The organism is Vibrio sp. V42_P2S4T144, assembly GCF_009904715.1.
Lineage (GTDB): Bacteria > Pseudomonadota > Gammaproteobacteria > Enterobacterales > Vibrionaceae > Vibrio > Vibrio alginolyticus.
Window position 1 is genome coordinate 1 of sequence record NZ_WXWS01000577.1, and the last position, 10,854, is coordinate 10,854.

9 protein-coding genes are annotated in these 10,854 nt (G+C 45.8%); 3 read left to right on the top strand and 6 right to left on the bottom strand.

Annotated elements, in window-relative coordinates; genetic code table 11:
• Positions 1-135: 135 nt before the first annotated feature.
• Positions 136-786, top strand: coding sequence for an HAD family hydrolase (locus CAG68_RS19065; protein ID WP_005385872.1), 651 nt, complete (start codon positions 136-138; stop codon positions 784-786).
• A gap of 335 nt (positions 787-1,121) precedes the next feature.
• Positions 1,122-1,574, top strand: a complete 453-nt coding sequence (azu, locus tag CAG68_RS19070) for an azurin (protein WP_161441515.1) — start codon at positions 1,122-1,124, stop codon at positions 1,572-1,574.
• 226 nt (positions 1,575-1,800) lie between these two features.
• Here azu and CAG68_RS19075 read toward each other — a convergent pair whose 3' ends face one another.
• The 5 genes from CAG68_RS19075 to CAG68_RS19095 form a co-directional block, all read right to left on the bottom strand.
• Positions 1,801-2,151: an ethanolamine utilization protein EutQ gene (locus CAG68_RS19075; protein ID WP_053350067.1), complete on the bottom strand. Its 351-nt coding sequence runs from the start codon at positions 2,149-2,151 to the stop codon at positions 1,801-1,803.
• The gene (locus CAG68_RS19080) at positions 2,148-3,464 is read right to left on the bottom strand and encodes an NAD(P)/FAD-dependent oxidoreductase (protein WP_161441516.1); all 1,317 of its coding nucleotides are present in this window, start codon (positions 3,462-3,464) and stop codon (positions 2,148-2,150) included. The genes CAG68_RS19075 and CAG68_RS19080 overlap by 4 nt, the downstream gene beginning before the upstream one ends.
• 12 nt (positions 3,465-3,476) lie before the next feature.
• Positions 3,477-4,910: an FAD-dependent oxidoreductase gene (locus CAG68_RS19085; RefSeq protein WP_062730916.1), complete on the bottom strand. Its 1,434-nt coding sequence runs from the start codon at positions 4,908-4,910 to the stop codon at positions 3,477-3,479.
• Between the two features lie 142 nt (positions 4,911-5,052).
• Positions 5,053-6,489 carry an aldehyde dehydrogenase family protein gene (locus CAG68_RS19090; RefSeq protein WP_005385881.1) on the bottom strand — a complete coding sequence of 479 codons (1,437 nt, stop codon included), beginning with the start codon at positions 6,487-6,489 and terminating at the stop codon, positions 5,053-5,055.
• A 1-nt stretch (position 6,490) separates the two neighbouring features.
• Complete coding sequence (locus tag CAG68_RS19095; RefSeq protein ID WP_161441517.1) at positions 6,491-7,678, bottom strand: aromatic ring-hydroxylating oxygenase subunit alpha; 1,188 nt, start codon at positions 7,676-7,678, stop codon at positions 6,491-6,493.
• 319 nt (positions 7,679-7,997) lie between these two features.
• On the opposite strand from CAG68_RS19095, the gene CAG68_RS19100 reads away from it, so the two are divergent.
• Positions 7,998-9,734: a BCCT family transporter gene (locus tag CAG68_RS19100; RefSeq protein WP_086047255.1), complete on the top strand. Its 1,737-nt coding sequence runs from the start codon at positions 7,998-8,000 to the stop codon at positions 9,732-9,734.
• A gap of 92 nt (positions 9,735-9,826) precedes the next feature.
• On the opposite strand, the gene CAG68_RS19105 is transcribed toward CAG68_RS19100, so the two are convergent.
• Positions 9,827-10,753, bottom strand: coding sequence for a LysR substrate-binding domain-containing protein (locus CAG68_RS19105; protein WP_161441518.1), 927 nt, complete (start codon positions 10,751-10,753; stop codon positions 9,827-9,829).
• Positions 10,754-10,854: the final 101 nt, after the last annotated feature.

The window sequence follows — 10,854 nt, forward strand, 5'->3', positions numbered from 1 at the left end:
AATTTATAGACTCTGTGTATAGTGTGTTCAGAGGCAATGTGAACTCATAGGATCAAAATCAAGTTCTAATTTTTAGAAGAAAAACCGATCTGCTTGTGTCAAAATGCTCCATCCCAACCAAAAAGTCTTAATGTAATGAACTACCAAGCTGCTATTTTTGATATGGATGGTTTGCTCCTTGATACTGAGCGCGTCTGTATGCATATTTTCCAAGAAGCATGTGAAGCCCAGAACCTACCCTTCTATAAAGATGTTTACCTTTCAATCATTGGTCGCAATGCAGCGGGCATTGAAGTGATTTTTCGTAAAGCTTATGGGGATGATCTTGACCGCTTACACCAAGAGTGGCGCGACCGTTACGACGCTGTGGTTAAGCACCAAGCTATACCGGTAAAAGAAGGGGTGATTGAGCTGCTTGAGTGGTTGAAAGGCCAAGGGTTGCCAATTGCAGTCGCCACTTCTACAGCAAAAGAAGTGGCACAGAAGAAGTTGGAGTTAGCGGGCCTAAGCAAGTATTTCGACAACTTAACGACAGGCTGTGAAGTGTCACACGGCAAACCTGATCCAGAGATCTACCTGCTTGCAGCAAGTCGTCTAAGCGTAGATCCAACCAAATGTCTCGCCTTTGAAGATTCAAATAATGGCGTACGTGCTGCGGTAGCAGCGAACATGATCACTTATCAAATTCCTGATCTGGTTGAGCCTTGTGACGAAATAAAGCAATTAGGCCATACTGTCGCACCTTCACTGCATGATGTGTTGCACACGTTAAAACAAACTCGCTAGGTTTACTTGTCATCTGTTCTCTAGAAGCTCAGCAATTTAGCTGAGCTTCTTTCTCGAAACCTCTCCAATACCTTAAAACCAAACGATTCTTCCACCCGTTTAGCGAGATTAATTTCACCTTAACTCTGGCTAATCACGACTTTTGATTTAACTCACGCAATCGCATGAAATAAGGTATTTGAGTGATCAAATAGCGGAACTGACCAGTACAAGCTTGCAACAAAACGTCAATATACCGATTGAAGCACGTTTTTGGAGTGAAAATTGGCTGATAATGAGAACTATTGGATAAGATCAATCCAAGTCAGCCTAAAATACAAAATGGAGAGTGTTATATGTCTTTACGTTTATTAGCAACAACCTTCGCATTAGTCGGAATGAGCTTTGGTGCCCAAGCCAGTGCCGAGTGTGAAGTGTCATTAGATGCTAACGATATGATGCAGTTTTCTACTAAAACATTGAGCGTACCAGCCACTTGTAAAGAGGTAAAACTGACGCTGAATCACACAGGTAAGATGCCAGCGCAATCGATGGGTCACAACGTGGTCATCTCTGACACAGCCAACCTGCAAGCAGTCGGTACTGATGGCATGGCAGCTAGAGCAGAAAATAACTACGTAAAACCAAATGATGATCGCGTCTACGCTCACACAAAAGTAATTGGTGGCGGTGAAAGCACCAGCATTACGTTCAGTACTGAGAAAATGAAAGCCGGCGGTGACTATTCATTCTTCTGTTCATTCCCGGGGCACTGGGCAATCATGCAGGGTAAATTTGAGCTAAAATAAAAGATTTAGCCAAGCCAAAAGAAGACTCATTACAGGGAAGCCAAGGCTTCCCTTTTTGATAGATAAAATAGCAATTGAGAAAGGTCTAACACGTCTGGAAACGTGACCAAGAAACATAGCAAGTAAGAAACCCTTGCTCCATTGAGATTAAGTTCTTTTACGAAAACTCATGGGTAAAAATCGGTTTTTTGTTTTGCCTTTCCGAGACACTACTAAATGATAAAAGTCATTCAATACCATGTAACTCTTTCCAGTTTCCTGGATGAACCACATAGCCGAACAGAGCATGCCCACCATAAACCAATTCAGTTCCTTCCGGTATCCACAGCATCTGACCTGGGTGCACAAAATGTGTTTCACCATTTGCGGTCAGCTCGAAACAGCCTTCAATCACGAAAATAACTTCATCATAAAGCACCGTCCAAGCCACTTGAGCGTCTTCCCATTTAGCAAAGCCTACGCCAATGTTTGGTGAAATTTCCGGGCTTAACGCTCGGGCTACGTACGCCATTCCCGGCGTATCACCACGAACATTAAAATCTAGGTTTTTACTATCAACGAGTTTGACTTGCTTCATAATTCACTCCGGCTTTGCCATTTTGCTAATTGGATACGCGTTTTTACTCCCATGCCTAAAAAAGGCTCTGGCGGATTCAAACAAGGCATTCCTGTCACTTGCTGTATGTCATCCAATGATTTAGATGTCGCACCAACGACATAGTCAGCTAACAGCGTTCCAGAAATGGTTCCCCACGCAGCGCCAACACCATTGTCACAAGCGCTGGCATAAACACCTTCATCTAATTGCCCAAAAAAGTTAGTAAAGTTACGAGAGATGGCATATACCCCACCCCATGTGTGAGTAAATGGTACGTCGGCCAGCTCGGGGTAACGCGCCAAAAAGACTTGACGATGATCGTCTCGGATTTGCTCTCTGACTTTATCGTTCATGCTTGAGCCATACTTCGGCACGTATTTGTAAGTATTGCGGATCAAAATACGTCGATCAGCGGTCATACGTAACGTCGTTCCCGCATGATCAGCTGGGGTTAGGCCCCAATTCAGCTCACCTCCGTATCGTTGCATTTCTGCGTCGGTCAATGGACGCGTCCAGCTTGCAAACGTCATCACTGGCAGTAATCTGTTTTTAAGATAACCAAACTCCCGAGTAAAAATGCTGGTGCCAAGTAACAGTTCAGGGGTTTTAACAGAACCACTATCTCCATGTAATACCCAGTAACCGTTTTCTTTACTGAGCTTGCGGATTGGCGAGTTCTCTAACACCTCGACGTTCTCTGGAAGGCTTTCCCCTAGCCCACGCACCAAAGCAGCAGGTTGCATTAAATAACCACCTGGCGTGTAAATTGCGCGGCTGTAGTAGTTTGTTCCCAAGACTTTCGCCAGCTCACTGCCATTAACATGGAAGTATGGTTCGCCAAGGTCTTTCATTAGGTGCTCAAAGTGATCGAGATATGCTTCACCGCGCGCCCCTACGGCTCCTTGATATTTGCCCTTTGCTGACCACTGACAAGAAATACTGTGCTTCGACACTAAAGTGTTTAGCTGAGCAATCGCAGAACGGTTGAGTGATAATAACTTTTGCTTGTGCTCAGGGTCGGGATGCTCAAGTGAAAACTTATGAGGCAAATCGATAACAAAGCCCGAATTTCTTCCTGAAGCCCCTTGGCCGATACGTTGCGCATCAATCAGTATAATTCGTGCATTAGGCATAAGTTCAGCTAAACGTCTTGCCATAGCTAGGCCTGCGAAACCGGCACCTAACACGGCATAGTCAGCACTTTGTTTACCTTTTAACGCCGATTTTTCTGGAATACTTGGCAACGCATGGTACCAACCACACGTCACGTCATCATTGGGTAAATGAATCATCTTTTTTCTCCGCTACGCTGCTGACAGTTTCAATGACAATTGATCTAGCCAAGGGCCGCGTAATGACTGTACTTTTCTTCCTAGCAACGCAAAACCGAGCATTGCTCCTTCTGGTGAATAAAACGCAGCGGTCAATTCATCTGCTTGGGTCTCGATGTACCATTGTCCCTGTTCTTCAGCGGCTACCGTGAAAATCGTGAGTGGAAGAATCGGCGTTTTTACAATCACTGGAGTTGGTGTTAACGAGATAGGGGCGACATCGCCTAGCAAGCTTTTCGCTACAGAAGGGATCATTTGATTAATCGGTGCAATATAGGGCTGCCAACCTTGCTCAGTTTCAACACAGTCACCTAGCGAGTAAATATTCTCATCACTCGTCTGGCCGAATTGATTCACTTTAATGCCGCGGCCCACTTCGAGCCCTGCTTGCTCAGCCAGAGAAACATTTGGCTTGAGTCCAACCGCGCTCAGCACTAGATCTGCTTCAATCTGCTTGCCACTGTTTAGATGTAAAACCGCACTAGATTCCGACCTTGGTTCGATTCTGGTGATACTGTCTTGTAGAGCCCATTGCACGCCTCGATCGGCAAGTGCGCTTTGTAATGATTCACCCAACTGTTGCGGGATCAAACGCTCCATTGGCCATTGACCCAACCCGATAACTGTTACTTCATAACCGCTTTCGATCAGATCATTTGCGAACTCACAGCCAATTAAGCCATCACCTAGGATCGCGATGCGCTTTTTGTCTTGCAGCTCCGCTCTGAAACGGCGGTAATCAACTAAGTCGTTCACACTCATAACCCAAGAGCGATCGCCCTCAATTGGGATTTCAATCGGTGATGCACCTGTTGCCAGTACCAAGCGGCTGTAGGCGTATTTACCGATGGAGGTATGTAACGTTGAATTGGCACGATCGATCTGTTCAACACGGGTATGCGGGTAAACTCGGATATTGAGACGGCTTTCCCACTCCAACGCGCTCTCACTTTGTAGCGCGTCGCCGTCTTTATTCATGACCAGTGCATTAGACAATGCTGGTTTGCTGTACAAAGCGCCATCATCAGCGGTAAAGACAGTGATCGGAACCGTCTCAGATTGCGCTCTAAGTGCCGCCGCCAACTGGTAACCACTGTGGCCACTACCGATGATAACGATAGGGTCATTTGAGAATACAGGTTGAGTAACTTCAGATGGAAGAGGCTGAGCCGTATTTGGCTGAACAGACGCTTCTACCGACACCGAAGACACAGCTGCAACCTCTTCTAGTGGCGCATCGTCGGTGATTTCGATCATTTCAAAATCGGCCTTACCCACTAAACAGTCAGGACATAACCAGTCATCCGGTACATCTTCCCATGCTGTTCCTGGTGCAATTCCATCGGATGGCCAACCTTGTGCTTCATCATAGATTAAGCCGCAAATAATACAGAGCCACTTTCTCATCACTTATACTCCAACTACCTTGTTCAGAATTTCCGTGTTTACAAACCGCTGTCAGATTTGTTGTGATTCCATCAACCTCGCCCTAGCTTGTGGTCTGAAATCCAAGCCGGTACGAGGTGATGAAAATACAGTTACACGGTAGCTATACGTTGCTGTCTTGCTGCAAACGAATGGCAATATTGCGTGTCTGGACGTAGCTATAAATCGCTTCTTGTCCTTTTTCTCGCCCAAACCCGGACAAGCCCACGCCACCAAATGGTGTTTCGATGCCACCAGCAAACCATTCATTGATGAACACTTGTCCACCACGCAGTTGCTGTGCCACACGCAATGTTTGGTTTAGGCTTTCACCAAAGACACCAGCGACCAGGCCAAAATCGGTGCCATTCGCGATTTCAACGGCCTCTTGCTCGGTTTCAAACGGTGTAATTACCAGTACAGGACCAAACACTTCTTCTTGAGCAATACGCATATCTGGTGAGGCTTCAATCACCGTCGGTGCCACAAAGTAACCCGACAAATCAGGGGCGTATCCACCCGTTAGGATGTTCGCGCCGTCGGCTTTTGCTTGTTCTATCATTTCAAGCACGCGCGCTTGTTGATCAGCCGATACCAACGGTGTTATATCCGGCTGGCTTTCACCTTGACCAATGGTTAGGTCTTGCGCCATTTTCACTACCGCCGCTTTTACTTCTTCATAACGCTCTTTTTGAATTAGCAAACGAGACATTGCCGAACAAACTTGACCAGCGTTAAAGAAAATACCGACTTGAACGCTTTGTAAAAGCGTTTCGAGACTCACATCTTTCAGTGCGATAGCGGCCGATTTACCACCCAGCTCCATCACAGATGGTGTGGCGCGTTGCGCTGAATCTTTCAGTATGCGTTGGCCGGTCGGCACAGAACCTGTAAAGACAATTTGATCAACGTCTTGATGCTGCACCAAGTGGCTGCCAACTACGGAGCCTTTGCCACATAGCAAGTTAATCGCGCCTTTTGGGAAACCCGCTTTTTCAATCGCTTTAATCAACAACGTCATAGCGAGTGGGGAAATCTCTGGCGATTTGATCACCACTGCGTTACCAGCAGCTAATGCAGGTGCTAATGAGCGTGCACAAATAGAAACTGGGAAATTCCACGGCACAATCTGCACTGACACACCAAACGGCACATATTGGGTGAAATCGACATAATCTTTACCCAACGGAATTGACGTGCCTTCCAGCTTGTCGGCCATGCCAGCGTAGTATTCGAAGTAACGTGCCGATTCTAAAAACTCATCTTTGGCATCTTGCAAAGATTTCCCATTTTCACGGCAGGCAACTAACCCACCTTCATCAACCATTTCACGAATAGCCGCGGCGGCTTTTAACATCCACTCGGTTCTGACGGCTGGACGAACGTCCGAAAGAACGCCTTGATTGACTACTCGACGTGCCGCTGCCATTGCGCGATCTGCATCGGTGATAGTGGCTTCTGCAACCGTCGCATACGCTTCGGCTGTGCCAGGGTTCATGACGGTCAGCGCTTGCTCTGAATCGCACCACTCACCATCAATATAATTAAGGTAATGCATCATATTACTGCTCCAGTGCCGCTTTCACTTGCTTTGCCAACCAGGTTTGAAAGAAATGCGTCGGAACATCCATTTCTGGTGAGAACACACCACCACCAAAGCCAGGTGAGTAACGACCTTCCTGCATGCCCTCGACCGCTCCAATATCTTCGCCGAATACGACTCGCCATGACTCAACGGTAGCAGTACGGCACGCAGCGAACTCATCTTTCGTTGCTTCATCACCCACATAGAAAACACGTAGGTGCTCAACACTTTTATTCGCAGTGATTGGTTCAATCATCATTGCAAAGGCATGATCGGCTTGAATACCAAGCAACACGTTTGGAAAGAGTGCAACATATTCTGCATGACGCAGTTTATCTTCTGGCCAGCTTGGAAATTTAGGTAAGTGTGTTCCTGCAGTATCAGAGAGGTTGTATGCGAGACTACCTTGGCCAGCAAAACGCTCTGCAAACATGATGTTGTAGTGATCCTCTAGGCGAGAATAACTGTTCAAACTCGGATGCACCCAAGGTAAGTGGTAAGCTTCACAGTAGTTTTCTACGGCAAGCTTCCAGTTACTTTTCACTTCTATCTCTAAGTTGCCACCCATGTTCACGCGGCGAAGAAGCCCTAATCCTTCTTCACCTAAGAATTGCTGCCAACGTTGCTCTAGCGGCGCGATATGCTCTTCAAAGCTTTCTGCTTTGCCCGATAAGTTGACGAATACCATGTCCATCCAAACGGCTGAACGAAGTGGCTTAAGGCCATGCTTTTCACACTTAAATCGGTCATCTTTGTGTTTTGCGATACCACCAATGTGTGGTGTGCCTTTTAGATTGCCGTCAAGATCGTACGTCCATGAATGGTAAGGACAGCGAATCATGCCTTGAACTTCGCCTGCCTCATGCACCAGCTTCATACCACGATGACTACATACGTTGTGGAAGACTTGGACTTCACCTTGACGATTTCTCATCATGAGTAGTGGAAGATCCATGAAATCAAGTGGCATCACATAGCCATTTTTAAGCAGGTCTGATGCAAAACCAATGCATACCCAAGTGTTACCAAACACCTGATCACGCTCAAAAGTAAAATACTCTTCGCTGGTGTAGGCCTGATTCGGCATTCCTGTTGCTTCACTGATTGGGTTCAGTACATTATCAACAAGTTCAACAGGAATAATGGTTTGGTTGACATTACTCATATTCTTATCTCCGAGAGTCGAGTTGCATCCAGTGCGTACAACATCGTGTTGTGTTAGTGGAGATGATTTTGATTAACAACCCGGCAACAAACAAACGACTTTTTCGCCGGGCTTGGATGAGTTTTTGTCATTCATGCATTGATCTCGAACAAAAAAATAACCTTTTAATTAACAATGATCTTCTTGTCATGATTAATACTCATTAACCGATGAGTATTAATCAGTTGAAACACAAAAGCCCTCTCTCTACTCTCTTTCAAAAATTAACAATAACGCAACAAACAATAACGCTAAAACAAACGCACTGTGAGGGATGCCTATGAGAGCAACATCTGGGATATTGAAAGGACTCAATCCGACTGTGACTATCGCATCAAAGATCGTCGTTATCGGTTTTGTACTTTTCTGCGCCATTCTCGCCAACCAAGCGGGCCAATACTTCGAAACGATTTCCGGCATTTTGCTGCAGAATATGAAGTGGTTTTACATCGGACTTGTTTCACTCGTTGTCGGTTTTCTTCTTTACCTTATGGTTAGTCGATATGGGCATATTCGTTTGAGTAAAGATGACGAAAAACCAGAGTTTAGTTATTTGTCTTGGGTATCCATGCTTTTTTCCGGAGGCATGGGGATAGGCTTGATTTTCTGGTCGGTCGCCGAACCGATGTGGCATTACGCTGACAACCCATTTACTCAAGGCCTGACCAATGAAGCCGCAACAACATCAATGAAACTGACATTCTTTCACTGGGGCCTACATCCTTGGTCTGTCTTTATCATTGTGGCACTCGCATTAGCTTACTTTTCCTACCGTAAAGATCTGCCTTTTACCCTACGCTCTATCTTGTACCCTTTGATTGGTGATCGTATTTATGGGCCTATCGGACACACGGTTGATATCCTAACAGTCGCGGTGACCGCTTTCGGTATATCTCAAACCTTGGGGATGGGAGTTATCCAAATAAACTCTGGTTTGAATCAAGCCTTTGGTCTAGATATTAGTTTGGGGATTCAACTCTTTATTATCGTTTCCCTTTGTACTTGTGCGGTTGCGTCGGTGCTATCTGGTGTAGGAAAAGGTATTCGCCGTTTATCAGAATGGAACATGCTGCTCTCACTCGCACTCGTGCTAGTCGTACTTTACATTGGCCCAACTCGCTATATCTTAAATACGCTACTCGAAAGTACGGGGCTTTATGCACAAAACATTGTCGGTATGAGCTTATGGAGCGATGCACAGAATGACTCTGGCTGGCAAAACTGGTGGACGGCTTATTACTGGCCTTGGTGGATGACTTGGGCACCTTTCGTTGGCATGTTTGTGGCTCGTATCTCTAAAGGACGCACAATACGTGAACTTATCGGCGGTGCTCTCATCGTACCCACGCTGATCACGTTTTTATGGATTTCAGTATTTGGTGGTGCAGCGTTGAAGGTAGAGCAAGACGCTCGTGTTGCTCATCAAGAGCAAGTCACTGCGGCACAAGAAGCCAAACAAACACCACCTGCGGATTTCTCTGGCGGCCCGATTTTTGAAGCGACTAAAGCCGATACGACACGCGCTTTGTTTACGCTATTCGACAATCTAGATACAGGTATGTTTGGTAAACTCCTTAGCGTGCTTGCGTGTCTATTGCTCGGTACTTATTTCATTACCTCCGCAGACTCGGGTACCTTGGTTCTATGTACCCTCGATGCCGCTGGGCACAGTGAGCCTCCTACGTCTATACGCGTATTGTGGGGAATCATGATCGCTGCCATTGCGGGAGTGCTTCTATATGCAGGAGGGTTAAAAGCAATGCAAACAGCCTCCATTATTGCCGGTTTCCCTATCGCGATTTTTATCGCGGTGATGAGCTTAACGCTGTTCCATAGTATTCGACGCGAACCTAAGCCATGGGCAATGCTTCCTGAGCATGTTCACCCAGAGCAAGAGAAACTTGATGGTCCTGTTGAACCGCTTGTTGAAAGCAAAACTGTGGCTTCCGAGCCTATCGCTTCAAGATCCTCGCTGAAAGATGATTCCACACTTAATCAGGGACCAGTACTAAGTTAGTGCGTCGTTTCATCAATCAATTAAAAAAGCGGGAACTGATATTCCCGCTTTTTTAACATGACCAAACTCTGTTATTTTCTCTGCTTATTGATTTAAGCTAAGCCTCGATCACCTACCTCATCTGGCAACTGATGCAAAAGCCATTCTCTAAAACGTTTGACGCTGGCTGGGATTAAACCTCTATTTTTAGGTTCAAGCATAGAAAAATTGGAAGGTGTTGAAAGCACGTGTTCGACTGGCCTAACCAAAGCGCCGCTTTGTAAATAGTCGTCCACTAATGACCCCCAGGCTAACGCGATTCCCTGACCATTAATTGCCGCTTGTAACAGCATTGGATAGTTATTGATGTTCATGCGATTACGAGGCGAAATATTTGGCAACCCCACACTTGCAAACCACTGCTCCCAATTCACCCAATCTCTTTGAGACTCTTCCAGATAGAGTAACGTTTTATTGAAGATTTCTTCTGGCTCACTAGGCTGGCCGATTTTCTCTAAATAAAGCGGGCTACACACAGGGAATACCTCTTCTGAAAATAGCGTTGTCACATCCATTTCCGCAGGTGGAGTGCGACAATAAAACAAGGCGAGATCGCAATCTAATCGGCGTAAGTCCAACACATTATCTGAGGCCAATATCCTTATATCGATGTCATCATGTTCATTTTGAAATTGAGCAACCTTAGGCAACAACCACAAGGCTGCCATTGCATTTGTCGTCGCAACCGTGATCTTTTGTTCGCCCTGCCATTTCTTCACTTCACCCGTGATTTGAGCAATATCGAGCAAAGATTGGCTGACAGCTTGATAATATTGAAGACCTGTAGGCGTTAAATTAATGCTTCGATTGGCTCGCGTGAACATAGCCTTGCCTAAGTATTCTTCTAATTGTCTAATTTGGCGACTGATAGCACCTTGGGTCACGTTTAGCTCGTCAGTGGCTAACGTAAAACTCAAGTGCCGCGCCGACGCTTCAAACGCAACGAGGCTATTTAAAGGCGGGAGGGGTTTGATTTTCATGTATCTTCCAGTAAGGCAGAATTGTAATTATTTTTATTCCCGGCAATCTTATGTTGCACGGGGATAATGCCATTCTGGACAACACCTCAAAAACGACAATT

What these genes read in the sequence shown, in the direction of transcription:
- CAG68_RS19065 (WP_005385872.1), top strand. Translation starts at nt 136, where the DNA reads ATGAACTACCAAGCTGCTATTTTTGATATGGATGGTTTGCTCCTTGAT.
- azu (WP_161441515.1), top strand. Translation starts at nt 1,122, where the DNA reads ATGTCTTTACGTTTATTAGCAACAACCTTCGCATTAGTCGGAATGAGC.
- CAG68_RS19075 (WP_053350067.1), bottom strand. Translation starts at nt 2,151, where the DNA reads ATGAAGCAAGTCAAACTCGTTGATAGTAAAAACCTAGATTTTAATGTT.
- CAG68_RS19080 (WP_161441516.1), bottom strand. Translation starts at nt 3,464, where the DNA reads ATGATTCATTTACCCAATGATGACGTGACGTGTGGTTGGTACCATGCG.
- CAG68_RS19085 (WP_062730916.1), bottom strand. Translation starts at nt 4,910, where the DNA reads ATGAGAAAGTGGCTCTGTATTATTTGCGGCTTAATCTATGATGAAGCA.
- CAG68_RS19090 (WP_005385881.1), bottom strand. Translation starts at nt 6,489, where the DNA reads ATGATGCATTACCTTAATTATATTGATGGTGAGTGGTGCGATTCAGAG.
- CAG68_RS19095 (WP_161441517.1), bottom strand. Translation starts at nt 7,678, where the DNA reads ATGAGTAATGTCAACCAAACCATTATTCCTGTTGAACTTGTTGATAAT.
- CAG68_RS19100 (WP_086047255.1), top strand. Translation starts at nt 7,998, where the DNA reads ATGAGAGCAACATCTGGGATATTGAAAGGACTCAATCCGACTGTGACT.
- CAG68_RS19105 (WP_161441518.1), bottom strand. Translation starts at nt 10,753, where the DNA reads ATGAAAATCAAACCCCTCCCGCCTTTAAATAGCCTCGTTGCGTTTGAA.